Raw genomic sequence first — 20,426 nt, forward strand, 5'->3', positions numbered from 1 at the left:
CCGCAGCGTCAGCGCTGCGGTCTCTTCATGTCTCAAGCTGTTCTATTCCATAAGACTGATCAGGTTCAGGATCATCTGCGCACTTTCCGCACGCGTACCGCTCTGCTGCGGCTCAAAGCGTCCGGACGCTTGACCCTGCAGGAGCTCAAGCTGCACCGCCTGGCCGACCGCTGTCTTCGCCCACTGAGGGGCGTCTTGCGTATCGGGGAAGACGGCAGCAGCGGCAGTGCTTGGCGTTCCTGCTGCATAAGCATAGGCCCGCACCAGCATGGCCGCCATTTCCTGGCGGGTAATGACCTTATCCGGGCCGAAGCTGGCCGCCGTCAGCCCATTTACAATGCCGGCCCGCTTCGCGGCTGACACTGCCTCTGCGTACCACTTCTCCGGCCGGACATCGGCGAAGGCCGTACCGGCGGGTCCGGTGATACCCAGAGAGCGGACCAGCATAGCTGTGAATTCTGCCCGGGTCACTGCCCGCTTCGGCTCGAAGCGGTCCAGAGAGACGCCCTGCACAAGCTGTCTGGCCGCGAGCTGCTTCACAGCCCCGCCTGCCCAATGCCCTGCCGGCAGGTCACTGAAGCTCTTGTCATACCGGAGTACGGCGTAAGAGCTGAAATGGTTAACTTTTGCAAACAATGTGCCGTCAGCCATTGCTCCTCCGACATATTCGAGGACGCCATCTTCACCGATATAGTAGATGCCGGTCACCGCTTCAGCGTCTTGAGGAATGCCGCTATAGACAAGCGTAATTGGCTGCTTGAATTGCGGCAGGCTGAACACTTCGCCCTGTTTGGTCGTAATGCTCAGACGCCAGTCCCTGATCCCGCTTGCTGCTTCAAGCTGTACTCCGTACTTGTGTGCTGCCGTTGCAAGCAAGGCCGAAGCCCCCCCGCTGCTGACTGTCTCTGCGGACAGGGATATCAGGCTATCCGAGGCAGCTCCCGCAGGTACCCGGCTGGTCAGCTCGGCCAGCACACCCGCCGGCAGCAGGACGGACAATCCGTCTGACTGAATCCGCACCGGAGCGCCGCCAAGCAATTCAGCAGCATTGCCTGGAAATACCAGCTCCCTCCAAGCTTGACCGGCTTCAATGACCACCTCGCCCTGTGCATTCCGTCCGCCCGATAGCTGGCTGGCAGTAACGGTTACAGTACCCGTCCCCGGTACAGCCGATGCCGCCGGCGCCTTAGAAGGCACTGGTGTCGGCGCTGGCAAGCTGCCCGGACCCGGTATGGTTGTTGGAACCGGCGTTGGGGCTGGTGTCGGAACCGGTGACGGCTCTGGTTGCGGCTCCTCTTCCGCTCCGTTCACGGTCAGCTTATGTTCAGCAGTCCAGCCGTAATATACGGCCCGGAGAATGGCCTCCCCGCGTCCGGCCGCGCGGATCACTCCGTCCGCAGTGATCTCAGCGACCTTTATATTGGATATGCTGAACTCCACTCCTTCGCTCAGCTTCATAACATTGCCATCGCTATATACAGCCTGGACGACAGCAGTTCCTTTCTCCCCAGCCCGCAGAGTATCCGGTGCTTCAAGCCGGATTGCCATAATCCGGGGCACCTCGGCTTCCACAACGGTCAGGTTGTACACAGAGGATAGATTGCCATACGTGACCGATATGACGGTCGATCCTTGTGCAAGGGCGTCCACCTGTCCCTTGGTATCCACCGTTGCGACCGCTTGATTGCTACTGGCATATTCCAGCCCCTCCGTTAAAGTCACCTGCGTACCAGAAGCATATACAGCCCTTGTAACCGTCTGATCGCTGGTTCCGGCCTGCAGCTGAGGCTGGCCCTGAAGCGTAATGGAGCGTATATCCTCCTCCTCCTCTTCTGCTTTGCCGATCACCAGCCGGTCAATCTCCTTACCGTCCACGGTTCTGGCCGTGACGGTAATCCCATCGTTCCCGATAACAACGCCAGTATAGATCTGCTCGTCCTCGTCAAATATTTTTTCCTGCCAGGATCGTTCAGTGAGGGCATAGAACTTCGGTCCAGAGGAACCGCCGATCACATAGCGGGTCCCCTGGCCGTCAGCAGCCTGCTGTCCTCCGTTCATCGCATATGAGCGCATGTAGATGTGGTCATGCCCGTTCATCACCAGGTCCACCTTATGCTTGTCAAATACCGGAACCCAGAGCTTCTGCGCCCGTTCATTGGCATAGATGCTGCCGTAAGGACCCTGATGGAAGAACAGCACCTTCCATTTCTTGTCCGTGGCCGACAGATCCTTATCCAGCCATGCCGCCTGCTCCAGATAGCCCGCCTCTCCCTGTTCTGAATCCAGCACCACGAAGTGGGTATCCTTGATGTCGAAGGAGAAGCTGGTCCCGTGGGCCCCGGCTACTCCGTTCTGCGGATTATTGAACTGGGCCAGATAGTCCCCGGCTCCATTCGTGCCCATCACCTCATGGTTGCCGATAATTGGAACCAGCGTGGTGTTCATGAGCTGCTCCTGCGCTGCCTCAAACCACCAGTTCCACTGCTCCTGCTCGAAGCCTTTGTCGACCATATCTCCGGCATGTACGAGCATTTCCGCATCCGGCATGAACTCGAAGGCCTTCTGCACCGTATTCTTCCATAACTCAAAGCCCTTCTGGGAATCCGCCTGGGAATCCCCGATGAACAGCAGCTTGGTCGCCTCACGGTCACCGCCGCTGGTCACAAAAGTTCCCTGTCCGCTTACATTCCCCGCACCGTCACCAACGCGGTATACATAATCGGTTCCCGGCGCAAGACCAACCGCTTCGGCTTTATGGACACGCATCGTTCCATCGTTATTGGTGTTGTAAATTTCACTTCTCCCTGTAAACCGCTGCACCTCACCGCTGTCGAATCCGGTGAAATCCGCCTTCTTCACCACCTCTACCACCGTACCGGCAGTAAGCGGCTCCGTCTGCCAGGTGAACCGGCGGCTGGTATCGGCATCTTCCCCCATCGTTACGTTAACATTGCGCGGTTCCGCTGTGCCGTTATAGGGCGCAACCTTGAAGAGCATGACAGGGCTGTAGGCGCCGTCCTTTACCGCCTGCATTGTGAAGCTTCCTTCCCCTGCCGTAGCGGACATCGTGGACAGCACGCCGTCTGTACCTGACACTTCAGGCGCCTCCGCGCCGTTCATCAGCAGCTTCGCTCCCGCCAGGGCTGTCCCGTTCTGCATCTCCGTTATGGAGAAAGAGGCTTCCAGCCCTTTGGCTATGCGGTAATGATCCCAGGTCAGCTTCAGCTGCGGCTCCACCTTACTCTCCAGCGGTGCACCGATGAAGCTGACGCCCTGGCCGCTGCCCTCTGTTGAAATGACGCTCCCTGCTGTATTCTCAATCATCAGAGGCTTCGAAATCTGCCCTTCAAGCTGTTCCAGGGTATACGGTCCAAGATAATCATTGCGGACGGAGTATGCAATCCGGGCAATCAGATCATCGTCTGCAAGCTGTGCTTCATTGATATTGGTCAGCACAAGCTGCACCGTTCCCTTGTCCTGATCAATAGAGGACTCAAGCTGTCCACCGGTCAGCTTCCCGCCCGCTGTTACCTTCAGATCACGGACGGCTGCTGTGTCAAAAGCAAAGGACACCATGCCTTCCTTCAGCTTATCCGCCTTCACTGCCGACAAGTCGACGGTGTACGTGTTCCCCGGGTAGACAACCTCTGGCGTAACATATTTGTAGAACGGGGACCCCAGGTTTACGGTGAAATACCATTCCTTGATCGTTTGGTTGCCGCCCAGGTCGCGGATAGCGAGCTTCACCTTATGGCGGCCCTCCGCCAAAGGGAGCTTGGGTTTATACGTAATTTGTCCCTTCGGCGGATAGAAGCCATGCTCTACAAGCTGGTCATCCACATACAGCCTCACCTTATCCGCGTCAATCAACGTTGTTCCCGGATGGGCGACCGGATCGTAACCGGCATCCTCACCGGTTGCCGATAGTGTAGGCGTGGCTGTCGTAACCATTTCATTAGCAGCCGGATATTCCTTCATGATCACCGGCGGCGTATGATCCTCCTCCAGCGGGCCGTACAACGCGCGGATATCATCTACATAGATCGCTCCGCTGGTCTTGTTCAGATTGCTCGTCTCCATATACCGGACAGGCATATCCAGACTGAGCGGAACCGCTTTGCCTTTCGGCACATCCACCTCTACATACTTCCAGCCCGCCCAGTTCACCCCGACTCCCTGCTCCGTGTAATTCAAGGGGACCGCCGCATTGTTGCCGTCACGCATCTGCCCGCGCAGCCAGTGCTTCTGGCCGTCACCGTAGATCCACATGCTGAGCTTCTCCGGGTATCCCGGAATCTGTATGCGGCCCGCTGTCGAGGAGGCTGCTACATAAGCGCCCGAAGTTCCCGTTTTGCCGATAAAATCATATTCCAGCTTCAGCGCACGCTCTCCGCTGCGGATATAATCCTGATCCGTAATCTCCTCCAGCGATACGCTGTTAGCCGCTGCACTGGAGGCTATATAGTTGCCGATGCCCGATTCGAAATCCTCCAGCATCACCGGCGGCAATCCCACATTGACTTCAAAAGAGGTCTCTACACTGCCATACTTCACGTAGATCTTACCGTTCTTGCCATTTTCGGTACTGGCCTGAAACCAGCCCTTCTCATCCACCGTACCAATCTCACCCTCGACACGCCATTCGAAGCTGTGGTTATCCGCTTGAACAACCTGCCCGTTACGGAGCGCCTTCAGCGACAGCTGAGCCTTCTGGCCGGAGGAATAGGTCTTAATCGTATCCGGGAATCTCAACTCCGTCAGCGTATCTACGACTTCTATTTCCCCTTCACCCTGCACACTCCCCGCTATAGCGGTCACTTTACCTAATCCGGCTGTGGTGCCGGCTGTAAACAGCCCTTGCTCATTCACCGTACCGAGGGACGGATCAACCTGCCATTGCAGCGCTCCCGGATACGCGGCCGAATGGCCATTTCCGTCTACCCCCGCAGCGGTAAAAGTAAAGCTTGAGCCCTGAAGAATCCGCTCCGCATTCGGCATTACGGCCAGCTTCGAAGCTCCACTCAGCTCCGGCGCAGTATTCACAAGCAGCAGCCCGTTGCCCGTCTGCCGTTCGAAACCGTCCGATCCACGGTTCATCATCTTCACTCCGGCCGTTCCCGGCATTCTGGCTACGAATGTGGAGGAACCGCCTCCGTCCAGATTCATTGCATGGACCACGCCAAGATCCTTAAGCAGCATGGCCAGCTCATCCGTCTCAACCCCTTCGCTGAATCCGGGAGAACGGCCGTCAATCTCAAACAGCACAATACTGCCATCCGCCTTGGTCCCGATCGCGGTACGCGGATGTACACCTGCCGGACCGACATTGGTCTGTACAACCCCGTCTTTAATCAGAGGCCCCTGGCCGCCAATCGCCAAGCTTACATCCTTCCATTCCCCCTGCAGGGCAATGTCAGCCGTAAGCTCATCCCCGGGAGCCAGACCTTGGAGCACCTGACGGGCTGCCCCTTGTGCCGACAGGACTGCCTTGCCCGCGGTAAGCGGTGCATCGCCTTGGCTGCCGCGGACCTCAGAGACCTTCAGCTTGAGGCTCTGTCCGCTTGCCGCCTCTCCGCTGACGATGTCCAGCACAAGCTCATCGCCGTCAGGCGTTGTTTTGGTAGAGGCATTATAATCCTTCGTATATAGTACAAGCTGATCCGCATTGCGGTAACGGTTAATACTGTTCAACGGGGTTGTCACACCGTTAATCGTCACCGATGCAGTCAGCTTCGGATTTCCATAGACCGAGGTGCCGTCCGCCTTTAAGCCGAAGGCATAAGAGCTCCCGCTGTTCAGGATAACGCCTTCATCCATGAACAGGCCATTCGGAATCCCGGTTGCATACCCGGAGATATCGTAGAAATCGCCGTTAATCCCGGCAATGACCCGGTTTCCGGGGCCATCAGCATAAGCTGCCATACCGCTCACACCCTGCATCCCGTAGACCTTGCCGTTCTTCGTGCCTGCCCGCAGAGCCAGGCCGGATTGCTTCGGATTGAACTCTACACTGTGCATTTGCTGCTGGCCCCGCGCATCCTTAAGCTCGCTCCAGGTATAGACCGCCCCAGGCGCAAGTTCAGCTTGCCGCCTGTCAATAACCGTGCCGTACTCTCCGGCCGGTACTTCCGCAAATGCAGCATTCGCCATAATCGCCGGCTGAAACATAGATAATAGCAACAGAACAATAAGAACCGGATTAATCATTCGCAGATGCCTTCGCACTTCTTTTTAGCCTCCCAGTGTTGTCACATTTTGTCTGAATTTGGAGCATGAACACTGGGAATAGTGTAGGTGCTGAACATCAGTGCAGGATTAATTAATATGAACAGTATTGTTAATATCGCTTAAAATAAAAAAACTCACCCTTACGGGTGAACGATACGGGCAGCCGTATCTAACGTTTCACTATCCGCCCTAAGTCTGGGAGACCTCCGGCAGCAGCGATAGTTAAAAAAGTGGAATGTAGTCGGTTTTTCGGCTACATTCCGCCCGCACGCCTACTCACCAGCTTACTCCGCAAAAAAAAGAAGCCCGGATACCCGTGGCTTCTTATATCCCTAACCTATTCATCCTCTTCCCGCAGGCTCTCCAGATACTCAGCCGTCGCCCGGTCACGGGCGCGGCCCTTATCCTTCAGGCGCTCAATGGCCGGGAGGATCAGCAGGTCGATCTCCTTCTGAATATTGTAGGCCAGATCATACCGGGTCTGATCCTCCAGGTAGGAGCCTACTTCAATCAGAGCATTATAACGGTCCAGCTCCTCACGCGTCAGCAGTCCGCGAACTTGCACGCTGCAATGGCGCATCTTAGAGGAATCTTCCTTTTTTGAGAACGAGCGGGATGCCGCCGATGATGAACAGGTAGCGCATATCGACAACCTTCTTCAGCTGCGCCGCTGTCCAGCCTTTGTAAGTCTTCTCGCCGACAACGGCAATTCCCTGGCCTTTGCCCAGTGAGGCTACCGTTCCCTTGTTGCTGAAGGCGAATTTCTTCGGCTGCTGGCTGCGGATGGCCGCTACGAGATTATGCGCACAGCATTCTCCCTGCTGCATAGCAATCTGAGCTGTCGGCGGGTAAGGACGTCCTTCCGGATTAATCATGAGAGAGCCGTCACCGATGATGAAGATGTTCTCATGTCCCGGAGCCCGCAGATATTCGTCTACCTTCACCCGTCCGCGCATCGCTTCGAAGCCGGCGGCTTCGATCAGGCGGTTCCCGCGGATACCGCCAGTCCATACAATCGTGGAGGCTTTGATCTCTTCGCCCGTGGCCAGAATCACGCCGCCAGGCATGCATTCCTTGATCGCTACGCCCATCTTGAACGTTACACCCTTCTTGGTGAGCACGGTCATCGCATGCTCCACCAGCTCCGGCGCGAATCCAGGCAGCGCCGTAGGCGCAGCTTCTATATTATAGATGTTGACCATGCTTGGATCGACATCAAATTCTTTGCATAGCGCAGGAATGCGGTCGGCCAGCTCCGCTACAAATTCAATCCCGCTGAAGCCCGCACCGCCAATGACGAAGTTGATATGCTCCTGTGCATTATTCTCATTCTTGTATTTGGCGAACTGGTACTGGATATGCTCCCGGATCAGCCGCACAGAGTTGATGCTGCGGATGGTCAGCGCATATTTGTCGAGTCCCGGAATCCCGAACGTTTCAGGCTCACCGCCAAGGGCAATCACGAGGTAATCATACGAGAGCGTTCCATCCTCCAGAATAACCTTCTTCTGCTGGGTGCGGATCTCCTGCACCGAGGATTTGACCAGATCGATCTTGAACTCATCGATTAATTTGGAGATAGACACGCGCGTATGCTCGATGCTGTCCGTGCCCGCTGCAGGCATATGCAGATGGGTCGTGAAATAGTGATATTCATGGCGGTTAACCAGGGTTACATCGGCTTCATTATAATTCAAAGCTTTCTGCAGCCGCTGGGCGGTCAAAATCCCTCCATACCCCGCGCCTAGAATAACGATTTTGGGAATACTGCTCATGTTCCGGCTCCTTCCAACAGGTGAATCTGTCTATGTGTTATTTTTTGGTAAAAAAATCAGGTTTCTTTTGTGAATTTATACACTTAAATTCAGAAGAATTTCCAATAAAACTTAAAGGATTTCTAAAATAACCATATCCATTGTAAACCTTAGTATCGTTTTAATCAAATATAATCATACAACAAAACGTCACACTTTTTCATTCAAATCAAAGCCTTTGCAGGCAGGTGCGACTATGTTTATAATGAGTAGGTACGCAAGTATGGCATTTTGAAACTATCAACTCGGAGGTGCAGTATTCAATGACATTAGAGCAAACCGTTCCTATGAGCGATCTGCTGATTATAGGCGGGGGACCAGCCGGTATGTTTGCCGCTTTTTACGGCGGTATGCGCCAGGCTTCGGTAACCCTTATTGAAAGCATGCCTCAACTCGGAGGGCAGCTTGCTGCTCTGTATCCCGAGAAATATATTTACGACGTCGCGGGCTTCCCTAAGGTCACCGGACAAGAGCTGGTGGATAATCTTACCCGGCAGATGGAGCTGTTCCAGTCGGATATCCGTCTGGAGGAGAAGGTCGTATCAGTTGTGAAGCAGGCTGAACGCCATTTCACCGTCACCACCGACAAGGCTGAATATCACAGCAAAGCGATCATCATCACTGCAGGCGTAGGCGCATTTGAGCCGCGGCGTCTGGAGGTGCCGGATGCACAGCGCTTCGAGAAAGCCAACCTGCATTATTTCGTAAGCGATCTGAATGCTTATAAGGATAAGAAAGTACTCATCAGCGGCGGCGGCGATTCTGCTGTAGACTGGGCGCTGATGCTGGAGCCGATCGCTGAGCAGGTAACCCTGATTCACAGACGCGATAAATTCCGTGCGCATGAGCACAGTGTTGAGAACCTGATGGCTTCTAAGGTGAATGTGATCACGCCGTCCGAGATTACTGAACTGCACGGTGACGAATTCATTACCAAGGTGACCTTGTCCCATATCAAGACCAAGGAAACCCAGGAAATCGAAGTGGACAGCGTAATTGTCAATTTCGGCTTTGTCTCCTCCCTGGGACCGATTGCCGAGTGGGGCATCGGCATTGAGGGCAACTCCATTGTGGTTGACTCCCGCATGGAGACCAGCATTCCGGGAATTTTCGCCGCCGGCGATATCACGACCTATCCGGGCAAGCTGAAGCTGATCGCTGTCGGATTCGGAGAAGCACCTACAGCAGTGAATAACGCCAAGGTGTATATTGATCCGGATGCGAAGCTGTCTCCCGGACACAGCAGTAATCTTAAACTCTAGATTGTCTATAACCATAATAAAAGGGTATCCTTTCAGGTTGATTCCACCTCAACTTGAAAAGATACCCTATTTCGTGGTGCTTGCGGTTTAAATAGTTCCAATGCTGTCAGGTAGGCTCTGATCTTTAATGAAGAACCGCATGGACTGGAGAGTGTAAGTTCCGTTTGCGAATTTCAGCGAGAAGCAGGGCGATGAAATCATGCTCCAAATGCAGTTCTATCGCTCTGTGATAGGAGTCAAGCAGCATCTCATCCGACAATTCAACCATAACGTTCACCTACCTTTCCTTTATTTGGATCTGAATCTATCATAGCAAACTATCATTTTTCGAACAAGCGTTCTCATTATCCACAAGCTGCTGTGGAAAGCCTGTGTATAATATGTGAGTAAGGGTCGGAATGTCAGCTATTGCGCAGTGGACTATGGGGATAACAGTTATACACAGGGCTGAAACCTGACATTTCCACAGAAAATTTTTTTTAGAATGTTCACAATTGGCTGGGATATTTCATGTTCCTATTACCTCGGAAGCGAGACAACTAAACGCAATATTAGCCTATTACTCTATTTATCGTCAAATATAAAAATTTTATTAATCATTTTGGTCTTGTATTTACTTCCAAAATCCAAATTTTCCCCCGCTGATCCACGGCATAGTCGAAGCCCAATTCGCCGATTCCCGGAAAATGCCGCTCCAGCAGCTCGATACAGACCAAAGTCAGCCTGCGCATCTCCGCCTTTTTGGCTGAAGTCCCCACTCTCGGCAGAGATCTCCGCAGTCCCTGGCGGCAGCTGAGCATCGTACCCCCTTTGCAGAGATTCGTAACGAATAATCCCGGCCGGGCTACTCTCCCGACCATAGAGCGGAATTCCCAGTGATCGCCGTTCTTCACCACCTTGACCCGGTAATCAATCGGACGCCCGGAGATCCGCGCCAGAGAAATGCCCTGCTGGATCAAGTATTTCCGTTTCACCTTGAATCTGTCCAGTGCCTGGCGCATGGAGGTGAAGTCTCCATATATACGTGTGCTCTGCATATATGTGAAGCCATACCCTCTATGATCCCGGAACACCTTGATAACACCATATCCTCCTCCGCCTACAACCGGCTTGATGACAACATTGCCGTATCTGCCAAGCATCGCGGACAATCCGGCAGCACTATATTCCCGCGTTCTCGGAATGTAACCGGCAACCCGTGAATCGCTAAGCAGTGCCGCCGTCTTCAGCAGCTTGCTTGCCAGTTCTCTCCCCGCCATTATGTGCCCTCTCCTTTCGCTTTCCCAGCCTACCCTATAGATTACTCACGAAAGGCCTTGCTCTCCTGTATGATTGTCCGTGGTATAGCAGGTCACGGCAAAAAAGGGCATATGGCTGCGGGGCCTTATGTCCCTGATTCATTTGACTGGAAAATCATTAAAATTCGTTGTATTATTGCCTGAAAGGGAGGGTTTCCTAATGGCTGAGTTTTTTGAAATCCTATATTGGTTTGCGATGATCGGCATGTCTGTTGTACTGGCAGGAACGACAATACTCGTCTGTGCGCTTGGCTTCAAATTCATCAAGGACCGGCGCAGAGTGCTCGGTGCCGGCTGCATCGCCTTTTCCCTGGGGGCCTCCGCCCTGATCGTATTCATGATTAACCTGAAATTCATTATCCCCGCCTGAAGCTTGTTCCCGGCAGCAGTGGCCCAGGATGCGGATTGCGCGTTCCCCTGCCGTCATTGCTGCCTTCGGGCGGAACTCTTAAGCGTCCATTCTTACATGAATCATAGATTCGCTCCGTTACCTTATTCTATGAAAACTGCGTCAGGCTGGCCTGTGCGGACAGACTGCTTCATTCGCTGAGCAGGTTCCGGCCTATTCCCCACTTTTTCGTTCCCTCCCTCTCCTGCAAGACATCCAATCTTTGAAATTTCCGTTCAGACAACAACTTTTTCACTTTATATCCGTAATATGTATGTGCAATAAATTGGAAGACCTACTATTTTGAAAAAGGAGATTCTATCGTGTCGAAACCTGTGTACGGAAAACAGGCGGCTTCTGTCAAAGCTACGGACAAGCTTTCAGGGGCAGCTTGGATGATTTGCGCTGCGTTCCTGCTGTTTTTTGGCTGGGCCGCTTTTCAGATCGGATTGTTCAACGGAATGAGGGCGGAGTTCGAGAAGCCTATCTATGTAGCTGCATTGGTGAGCGGGCTTCTGATGCTGGCCTCTGCGATCCTGTATCTCAGAACCTTCAAGCTGGAGAGTCAGCGTGACCTGCTCACTGCAGCGGCCATTCTGCTTCCCGTAACCTATGCCCTGTCGCTATTCGGCGCAGCTTCCCGGTACTCGGCGATGAACATGCTGTTCACCCAGTTCACCTATGCCGCAGTCTTCATCATCAGCATCCTTCTGCTCCGGCACAAGCGGCTCAATTCCGCCGTCCAGCATAGCGTGCTTACCCTCGCTTACCTGATCGTAGGCTTCGGACTGCTCAACTGGCTCGGAAGCTGGAAACTGGCTGGAAGCCTGGTGGGCTGGTTCTCAGAGACCGTAATTAACGGCAGGTATAACGATGCAGTTATGAGTGATTCGAACGGCCTGCGCCTGACTTCCATTTTTCAGTATGCCAATACATATGCAGCCTTCCTGATGGCGTTTCTGTTCGTGGCCGTCTTCGCGCTGATCCGCTCCCGCAAATGGGCCGGACAGCTGTTGCACGGCTTCATGCTGGTGCCAATCATTGTCTCGCTGCTGCTTACCTTATCCCGTGGCGGACTCGTGCTGCTGCCGGTAGTATTCATCCTCCTGCTGCTCTTCCTGAAGCCTGTGCAGCAGATTCTGTGGATTGTCCATCTCGCCATTGCCGGCCTATGCTCCCTTCTGATCACAAGCCCGGTCACACGGCTCGGCCTGGAGCTGAATGCGGAGTTCAACTCGTCTGCTGCCCTTAAGGGCTGGGGCTATCTGCTCGGAGCCTCGGCCATTGCGGGTGCGCTGAGCCTGGTGGTCCAGCGTTACCTGGCTCCTTGGCTGAGCCGCAAGCTCGGCAGACTCGAGTCCCGCCGCATGAGCGGATTGTGGATTCCAGCCGTCTCTGTGGCTGGCGTCGCGATCATCGCCTTCCTGTTCATCGGCACCAGCGCGCGTAATATTCTCCCGGTGAATATCGGAACACGGCTGGAGAATATCAACTTCAGGCAGCACAGTGTCCTTGAGCGTTTTACCTTTTACGAGGATGCCATGAAGGTCGTCAAGGATTACCCGGTACTGGGCGCGGGCGGCGGCGGCTGGGCTACACTCTATGAGCATTATCAGAACAACCCTTATCTGAGCCGCCAGGCGCATAACTTTTTTCTTCAATATCTGATTGAAGTCGGCATTGTCGGCTTTCTGGTGTTCATGGGCTTCATCCTGTTTATCTTCTACAAATTCAGCAGACAGTACCTGAGACGGGAGACCGATGACTATAACAACGGATTCTTCTATCTCATTATCGCCTTGTCCATTCTCGTTCACAGCCTGCTGGATTTCAACCTCAGTTATGCGTTCATGGGGATGCTCGTCTTCCTCTCTCTGGGGGGAATGGCTGTGGCCATGGAGAGCAAGCCGCTCCGCTTTACGTGGAACAAGCTGTGGATCAGAGCGGGCTATTTCACAGTACTCGGAGTCGGCACAGGCTACCTGCTCTTCCTGTCTCTGGGGTACATCCGGTCAAGCTCTGAGGCTTATGCCGCCAAGAAGCTGATCCAAGTGAGCCAGTCCTATGAGGAGATCAAGGCTCCTTTGGTAAAAGCACTCAACATCCGCCCCTACCACCCCGAATCCGCTATGTACTTGTCCTTGCTGGATCAGAAGGTGTATGAGCAGACCAAGAACGAGCAGTTCCTGGACGAGGCCTATGCGGTATTGACCCGTTCGCTGAAGGATGAGCCGTCCAACAAAGAGCTGCTGACCCAGCTCGCCAGCTACTATGATCTGAAGGGCCAGAGCGCCGAAGCCTATCAGGTCTACCTAGACAACGCGGACAAGTTCATGTGGGATATCAACTGGTATGCCCAGTTCATCAGCCGGGCTTCACTCCTTGGACAGCAAGCTTATTCCAAGCAGGATGAAGCCGGGCAACAGACGTATTTCGCTTCCGCACTTGCTGCCTACAGACATGTAACGGACGGTATAGCGCATCTGAAAAGCCTCCCTCCCGAGCAGCTTCAGGGCCGTGAATTCTTCGTTACGCCTACGATTGGCCTAAGCGCAGGGAGAGTACAATTCCTGTCGGGGGACAAGAACGCGGCTGCCGCTGCTGTGAAGCAGGGCTTCACGGGCGGATACGAGGATCTGACCGACAGCGAAAGCCTGTGGACGACCGCCTGGTACAGCGGAGTGATTGCCCGGTCGCAGGAGCTGGGAGCCGCAGCCCTGAAGCGGTCGCAGGAAGCGGCGGCCGAGGGCAAGCTGGAGATCAAGGACCAGGAGACACTTAACAAGCAGCGGTATTTCAAAACCGGCTTGGATGCTTATACTTACGCCGCCGCAGATCAGGATACACAGCAGCAGGGCGTTAGCGTCACGCCGGAACTGCTGCTGAACACCGCGAAGATCCAGTACATGTCGCAGGACATGCAGGCCGCGGAAGCTACACTGAAGCAAGGTCTCAGTGAGGACTACAGCAACCCTGTCAACCGTGAGCTTGCCCGGTGGCTGCTGGCCGTTCAACAGAGACTGCAAAGCGCCCAGGATCAGGCGGTCTATCAGAAGCTGATCGCTGCTGACCCGGAAGAAGCGGCGAGAATTAATGAAGTGGCGGGAATGCCGCTGTAACCATACAGTATCACTTGTGACTTCAAGAACAGCAAAGAGCGCCTGCCTGCGGCAGTGCGCTTTTTGCTGTGTACGGGGGCTGAGCCGCTATGTTATGTCCATTGGCAACTGACAACTGCGCTCCCATGTGCCTCCTTAATTTTGCTAGTAGACCATCAGAATTAAACAAGTGATTTCATTCCATAAATGTGGTAAGGAATGAAGCCGTGTTCGTAGCGAAAAAACTGGGATAAGTGTATTCTGCGCAACTAAAAACAGTGAAACGGGTGAACTTCCTCTTCTAATTGTAGTCTGTACAACTACATTTGCCCGGATGGGCGAAAATCCAGGTATAGGGGCATTATAATTGCACGAACTACATCTAAACGGAGATTTGGCAGCATATCGGACGATTTAGTTGTACGAATTGCAGGCCTGTTGATTAGCTAAATTATGGGAATGCAAGATCATTAGCGAAAAAGGTAATCCATTCTACGGGTAAACGTTGCAGCGTAAATAAGCGGTCAAAGTCGGCAAACGTTAGTTTTGCGCTCCAATGCACCCCTGCATTCCCTTCGTCAAACAGGAATTTTAATAACACATAAACCAGTAGAGCCGTATATAACTGGCCGTACACAGCGTTTGGTGTGGTCCCAAATAAGGTTGGAATGTTTAAGTGCTGCTTAATCCAGCGAAAAAACACTTCAATCTGCCACCGCTTTTTGTAGATTTCTGCAATCCGCTCGGCGGAGTGCCAGTGCAGATTCGTAGCAAGGATCACCGGATTGCCTTGCGGATCTCTTAGGATCACCACGCGAAAACGGTTTTTGGAAAGCCCTTGTTTTTTTCCCAATTGGCAGGTGAAATCTTGTTCGAGTGTTCCCGTGAAGGGTTCGCTTCGCGTTCGGGAGACCGGGGAGTGAAAGAGCGTGTTGTCCCGAAGCCGAATAACAAAGAATTGGTGCTGCTCCAGATAGTCATCGAATCGTTTGTAACCGCTATACGCCCGATCAGCTACGAGAATAAACCGCTTGTCGGTCACCTCGGGACAGCTTTTGAAATCATGGGAATTCCCTGTGGTCTCGGTCACCTTATGGAGCCGGCCTTCATCGGCCACTACCGACACGTGCAATTTAATTCCCGCTCGTTCGCCTTTCAGCAGAGCCCAAGGAAGCCGCCCTTTACCCACGGTAATTTTAGTGGAATCGACGAGCAATAACGCTTTGGGAATCCCTAAATGTCTTCGGGTCGAGCGATTACACCGATCGATCATGAGGTTCAGCAGTTGCTTAAAAAGCTCGAAGGGAACCTTCTTCGCTTTTTTCGAGAGCGTAGAATGGTCTACGGGTCTGAGGCTGCTTGAAACCATGCGTACTTCACCATCCCGATACCCCTTCCACTGCTGGAACGAAGCCTCCGCCAAGAACAAGAAGAGGTCATAGACGGTGAATTTCCTTGCTTTATCGACATATTCAAGTTCTTGAAGAAACGGTGAGAGTTTCTCTTCGGGAATCACCGATTGCAGAATGTTCGAGATTGAAGTAGACTTTTTCATGAGGTCGCCTCATTTCGGATGTTTGTAGGGGTACAAACACTTTACCGAATGAGCGGCCTTTTTTCTACCTTTTTTTAGCTAATCAACAGGCTTGTACGAATTGCAATTAAGCCTGCAACTGCACCCTTCAACCCTACAGCCCGGCACGCGGGTGCAGCCCCTTATACTCATCCTCCAGAATCGAATATTGATAGGAATCCATCCACTTCTCTTTATGATACATATGTCCTCTAATGTGCCCTTCATATGTCATGCCTAGCTTCCGCATCACCCGGGCGGAACCTATATTCTCGGGACGGCAGGTCGCATAGATCCGGTGCAGCCCCAGCTCATGGAAGCCCAAGTCCAGCAGCACAGCGGCAGCCTCGCTCGCATAGCCCTGCCCCCAGTACAACCGGTTGAAACAGTAGCCTATCTCCCCCTGCTCCGTTCCGGTGATGTGCAGGCCGCAGCCGCCGATCAGCCGCCCGTCCTCCTTCAGAACCACAGCGTACTCGAAGCCACGGCGCGGCTCCTCTTGCTGCAAATCCAGCGTATGGCGGATATATTCACGGGTATCCTCCAGTGAATTCGGCCCCCATATCGAATGTGTCACAACAGCCGGATCGGACGCATACTCATGTACCTGCTCTACATCATTTGCAGTGAACTCTCTGATCACCAGCCGTGCCGTTTCAAATTCCATGTCTCTGCGGCCTCCTTACACTTTTTATTTGTCAAATAACCCTCTGCCGATCAGATTCGCCGTCACCGGCTGCTTGCCAATCTCCCGTGCCCATACCGAGAGCTGGCCGATATGGTGGATCTCATGAGCGATCACATGCCGCATCACTTCCCCGTAGGGGTGGGGCTCGTGTTCCCCTTCATCGGTAATATCAACCATGATCCGGTCTTCCAGTTCATCCGACCAGCCGTACACAAACGGAGTCAGCTCTGCATGGCAGCGGGCGGAGAGATCCTGTACCAGCTCCAGACTCGCTACTTCCTCGAACGCTGGAATGTCAATGGCTCTCTCCTGAATGCCGCCGCAGATCCAGCCGTATTCAACCGCTACAATGTGATACAACGTGGGCAGGATATAGCCTAAGCCGCCGGTGCGCGGCTTCATCAGCTCTGCCTTGTCCACCCCGCTGCACCAGTCGAACCAGTCCTGGCGCACTTGCCAGTTATACTCAAATAGCTTCTCCATCCGCTGCCTCCGTTCTCCATACATTCCCTTACTTCATTCTTGTGTCACACTGTAACACAAACAGGATAGGCCCGCTACCGCTAATTGCGGCAACCAGCCTGTCCCCTATGCTTGTCCTGCATTTATTCAAACACGTACTCGCCTTCGCCAACCGTCAACGTCTGCCCCTTCAGCTGAGGGGAATCCGTACGGAACACGATCCGGCTGAGCCGGTTCTCTTCCCCCGGCGTGAACTCAAACGTCTGGTCTCCGGCCTTAAGGCTGCAGCTGCCGTCCAAACCGTCCACAAGCCCGCTCAACGGAAGGCCGAACAGCTCACTCCAGTGACTGGCGGCAGCGGCAGGATCACTCACCCGGAAGCCTGCGCTTTCAATCTCCACCTTGCCTGCAGGGTGAGGCTGGTTGATTCCGGCTGCGGTCAGGCTGTCCAGCCGCTGCTCATCCGTCTCGCTCCACTGGATAATGAACGGATAGACCAGTCCCTGGAAGTCACCGTCAATGGTCATCATCCGCCACTCGATTAACCGGCCTTGGTTGTCCAGACGCCGGCCGTCAATAATGGGCGACAGCGCCAATCCCGCAGCTTGCAGTTTAGCCTCCACTGCCCCGATATCATCTGTCCGCAGCACCACTCTGCTCAAGACCTCATGCTCCGGAAGAAGCGTTACGGCATCCCGCACCACAACATTATGCTTGGTCGCCCGTGCCAGCTCCAGGTTCTCGATGCCCAAGAATTCAAGATAGGTCAGCCCGAAGTAGCTCAAGGCGTTATACGTTCCCCAATCCTTATGTGACCCGCCCCGGAAGGCCGTCAGGCCATGCTCCGTGAAGAGCTGCACCGGCTGATCCAGATCATTCACATAGTGTACCAGGTGATCCCATTTCAGTACGGCCATTACTTCTTCACTCCCAGCTCCGTGGTCCGCTTCACCGCCGCCAATACGCTACGCTGCAATCCGGCCGCGAAATCACTGTTGTTCAGCTCATACAAGCCGTGCATGCCGACGCCGCCAGGCGAGTTGTTGATATCGAGCAGCTGTCTCGGATGGAGGCCGGTCTGCTGAAGCATGGCTACCGCTCCCAACATATTCTCAAGCGCCACCTTCCAGGCTTGTTCCCTTGGCAGTCCGGCCAGAACTCCGGCATCTGTGAACGACTCAATGAAATAGTAGATATAATTCGGTCCGGCAACCCCGAAGCCGGTGAAGATATCAATGTACGATTCTTCCAATACCTGCACCTTGCCGAAGCCAAGCAGGAATTCTTCAACCTGCTCCAGGGAAGCGGCTGCATTCAGCGCTACACCGCTGTACCCATAGCCGGCATCGGTCAGGGTATTCGGGATCACCCGGACAATCGGACGTTCTGCTCCGAAATAATCTCCGAGCTGGGCAATCGTTATCCCGGCCACAATCGATACAATGACAGCAGACGGTGCAGCAGCTTGCCGGATCAGGGCTCCAAGTGCAGCCAGATCATCCTGCGGCCGGACAGCAATAACGATCAGTTCTGCGGTAGAGAGGGCCTCTTTCTGCGCACTCTCCGTGTCAACGTTATATTTGGTTTTTAGAAGCTCAAGCCGGCCCTTATTAATATCCGACACACTGATCTGTCCGTTACGCAACGTACCGCCTGCCAGACAGGCCCGTATGATCGCTTCCGCCATCTGCCCGCCGCCGACGAAATGAATCTTGCCTTTTGACACTTTCGTTCACTCCCTGATTAGATTAGTTATTAGCCCAAGCCTCCGGCAGAATGAAGCCGGCATATTTCTCTTGCCCCAGGATGTATTCTTCGAACGCTTTGGATTCATAGGCAGCCTTCAAGTCTTTGGCCCACTGGGTATCCTGGTCCTTCTTGTTCACCGATACGATGATTCTATGCTGCATAGGCGTATTCTCAATCTTCAGCGCGTCTGTAATCTTCCGGTCCGGGGCGTTGGCAATGTAGTTACCGTTCACCACACCATAGTCAACATCCTGTAACGAGACCAGAATCTGCGCAGGATCCAGCACCTTAAGTTCAATCTTGAACTTGTCCGGCTCGACGCTGTTCACATTGAAGTCTGCTACCCCGGCGCCCTCTTTGATCTTGATCCAGCCCAGCTCCTCCAGAATTCGCAGCGCCCGCTCCTGATTGACCGGGTCGTTCGGAACCGCTACCGTAGTGCCGTCCTTCACATCGTCAAGCGTCTTGTGATTAACGGAATACAGCCCCTGCGGAGCGCCCGGAACATAGGCAATCCCCACCATATCGGCACCAATTTCTTTGTTGATCGCTTCCATGTAGGCTGTGCTCTGGAAGATGCTCGCGTCAATCGAGCCTTCCTTCATCGCCGGGTTAACCTGCATATTCTGCGAGAAGGTTTTGATATCTACAGTATACCCTTTTCCTTCCAGAATCGGGAGAATCGATTGCCGGAACTGCTCCTCATACGTGCCCACACCGAATCCGACAGTAATTTCTTTCTTATCCCCGGAGCTTGCCGCTTCCTTATTGTTGCCGCAAGCCGCCAGCACCGCCATCACGCTAATTAACATCACTGCCAGTAATTTTTTCATCACTCTCATCCCCTATCCTAATACTGTGTTCTTAAAATGCACTAGCGCCTCGTCTGTAACTGTCAGCGGAATAGCACAGTTCGGCGATAGAATAAACGGTTGTCCCTTCATCTTGGCCAGGGCTTCCTTAGCCTGCTGTCCGATCTGCTCCAGATGATTTCCGGCAAACAGCCCATGATCCACTCCGCCCACCTTCGTGGCCTTAAGGTCAGCATCCAGCCCGGGGTTGCCTTCGGCTACCGTATCCCAGCTGATCCCGTCAATCCGGTAATCATTGAATTTCTCAGGCTGGGCATGGGCGCCGCAGGTATGTAAAATATTCTTGCCATAGCTCGCCGCCTCCAGCACGATGGAATCATACGGTCTCGACAGCTCATCGAACATCGCCTCATCGAATAATCCGGGATGGGCGGTCCCTGTCACCGCATAGAACAGACCATCTGATCCCGCCTGCTTCAGCTCCTGCACATAATCAGCCAAGGTCAAGGCAATGGCATGCAGGGCATGGTGCGCAGCGGTCCGGTGTTCCTTGAAGAGCGATTGCAGTGTTACCGGCTGCTCAATGCCGAATACGGTTTCCGTAACATAAGCCGAACGTCCCACAATGAACAGCAATACGGTAAGCGGTGAGAACACCGTCTGAATCAGCGGCGTATCGGGCAGGCCCCGGCGGATCTTGCGGACAGCCTCCAGATGCTCCAGCAGCGGAGCGGTCTGCGCAGCCTTTTTCACCTCAAGATCCCAGAGGTTCGCGGCTGCCGGAACCGCCGTCGTCAGCTGTCTTGGGAATACCGTCCGGTAATCTGCGAAGTCGTACTCATTTCCCCAGGCTTCCGCCAGATAGGTTGCTCTCGGGTTGATTTTCACCCAGTCCCAGTCATAGGTCTCCGTAAAAGAAATCGTAGACGACGCCAAGTCCTCCGCGTTCTGCTCCTTGTCGATAAAGTGGCGCCATCCGCTGATTATCGGACGGTCCGCCAGTTCCCCGGATAAGATCGCCTGAAAACGCTCCTGCTTGCTCCATACACTCATT

The 20,426-nt window shown here is 53.8% G+C and carries 15 protein-coding genes; 3 read left to right on the forward strand and 12 right to left on the reverse strand.

Annotation, left to right across the window (positions count from 1 at the left end):
• Positions 1–42 precede the first annotated feature (42 nt).
• The 3 genes from MHH28_RS16685 to MHH28_RS16695 form a co-directional block, all read right to left on the reverse strand.
• Entirely contained in the window at positions 43–6,225 is a 6,183-nt protein-coding gene (locus MHH28_RS16685) for a phosphodiester glycosidase family protein (RefSeq protein ID WP_405104193.1), read from the reverse strand.
• Positions 6,226–6,565: 340 nt separating this feature from the next.
• Complete coding sequence (locus MHH28_RS16690) at positions 6,566–6,808, reverse strand: hypothetical protein (protein ID WP_405104194.1); 243 nt, start codon at positions 6,806–6,808, stop codon at positions 6,566–6,568.
• A gap of 1 nt (position 6,809) precedes the next feature.
• On the reverse strand, positions 6,810–8,003 hold the full coding sequence (locus MHH28_RS16695) for an NAD(P)/FAD-dependent oxidoreductase (protein ID WP_405104195.1): 1,194 nt from the start codon (positions 8,001–8,003) through the stop codon (positions 6,810–6,812).
• A 302-nt stretch (positions 8,004–8,305) separates the two neighbouring features.
• Here MHH28_RS16695 and MHH28_RS16700 point away from each other — a divergent pair, with 302 nt between their 5' ends.
• Positions 8,306–9,304 carry an NAD(P)/FAD-dependent oxidoreductase gene (locus MHH28_RS16700; protein ID WP_405104196.1) on the forward strand — a complete coding sequence of 333 codons (999 nt, stop codon included), beginning with the start codon at positions 8,306–8,308 and terminating at the stop codon, positions 9,302–9,304.
• Positions 9,305–9,428: 124 nt separating this feature from the next.
• Here MHH28_RS16700 and MHH28_RS16705 read toward each other — a convergent pair whose 3' ends face one another.
• Together MHH28_RS16705 and MHH28_RS16710 are read right to left on the reverse strand one after the other, a co-directional pair.
• Positions 9,429–9,572: a sporulation histidine kinase inhibitor Sda gene (locus MHH28_RS16705; protein WP_173131749.1), complete on the reverse strand. Its 144-nt coding sequence runs from the start codon at positions 9,570–9,572 to the stop codon at positions 9,429–9,431.
• A 328-nt stretch (positions 9,573–9,900) separates the two neighbouring features.
• A complete protein-coding gene (locus MHH28_RS16710) occupies positions 9,901–10,563 on the reverse strand; it encodes a YheC/YheD family protein (protein ID WP_405104197.1) in 663 nt (220 codons plus the stop codon).
• Between the two features lie 199 nt (positions 10,564–10,762).
• Here MHH28_RS16710 and MHH28_RS16715 point away from each other — a divergent pair, with 199 nt between their 5' ends.
• Both MHH28_RS16715 and MHH28_RS16720 read left to right on the forward strand, forming a co-directional pair.
• On the forward strand, positions 10,763–10,972 hold the full coding sequence (locus MHH28_RS16715; RefSeq protein WP_036701644.1) for a hypothetical protein: 210 nt from the start codon (positions 10,763–10,765) through the stop codon (positions 10,970–10,972).
• 341 nt (positions 10,973–11,313) lie between these two features.
• Positions 11,314–14,109 carry an O-antigen ligase family protein gene (locus tag MHH28_RS16720; protein ID WP_405104198.1) on the forward strand — a complete coding sequence of 932 codons (2,796 nt, stop codon included), beginning with the start codon at positions 11,314–11,316 and terminating at the stop codon, positions 14,107–14,109.
• A 430-nt stretch (positions 14,110–14,539) separates the two neighbouring features.
• Here the strand turns inward: MHH28_RS16720 and MHH28_RS16725 are convergent, their stop codons facing one another.
• The 7 genes from MHH28_RS16725 to MHH28_RS16755 all read right to left on the reverse strand — a co-directional run bounded on the left by MHH28_RS16725 (position 14,540) and on the right by MHH28_RS16755 (position 20,425).
• A complete protein-coding gene (locus MHH28_RS16725) occupies positions 14,540–15,643 on the reverse strand; it encodes an IS4 family transposase (protein ID WP_405104199.1) in 1,104 nt (367 codons plus the stop codon).
• A 133-nt stretch (positions 15,644–15,776) separates the two neighbouring features.
• On the reverse strand, positions 15,777–16,328 hold the full coding sequence (locus tag MHH28_RS16730) for a GNAT family N-acetyltransferase (RefSeq protein WP_405104200.1): 552 nt from the start codon (positions 16,326–16,328) through the stop codon (positions 15,777–15,779).
• 24 nt (positions 16,329–16,352) lie between these two features.
• Entirely contained in the window at positions 16,353–16,832 is a 480-nt protein-coding gene (locus MHH28_RS16735; protein WP_405104201.1) for a DinB family protein, read from the reverse strand.
• 122 nt (positions 16,833–16,954) lie between these two features.
• Complete coding sequence (locus tag MHH28_RS16740) at positions 16,955–17,728, reverse strand: VOC family protein (RefSeq protein ID WP_405104202.1); 774 nt, start codon at positions 17,726–17,728, stop codon at positions 16,955–16,957.
• The gene (proC, locus tag MHH28_RS16745) at positions 17,728–18,537 is read right to left on the reverse strand and encodes a pyrroline-5-carboxylate reductase (RefSeq protein WP_405104203.1); all 810 of its coding nucleotides are present in this window, start codon (positions 18,535–18,537) and stop codon (positions 17,728–17,730) included. The genes MHH28_RS16740 and proC overlap by 1 nt, the downstream gene beginning before the upstream one ends.
• Before the next feature lie 22 nt (positions 18,538–18,559).
• Positions 18,560–19,393 carry a MetQ/NlpA family ABC transporter substrate-binding protein gene (locus tag MHH28_RS16750; protein ID WP_405104204.1) on the reverse strand — a complete coding sequence of 278 codons (834 nt, stop codon included), beginning with the start codon at positions 19,391–19,393 and terminating at the stop codon, positions 18,560–18,562.
• Between the two features lie 12 nt (positions 19,394–19,405).
• On the reverse strand, positions 19,406–20,425 hold the full coding sequence (locus tag MHH28_RS16755) for a uroporphyrinogen decarboxylase family protein (protein WP_405104205.1): 1,020 nt from the start codon (positions 20,423–20,425) through the stop codon (positions 19,406–19,408).
• Position 20,426 lies beyond the last annotated feature (1 nt).

The sequence above is a fragment of the Paenibacillus sp. FSL K6-1217 genome (assembly GCF_045040735.1).
In the GTDB taxonomy this organism is placed as follows: Bacteria; Bacillota; Bacilli; order Paenibacillales; family Paenibacillaceae; genus Paenibacillus_AQ.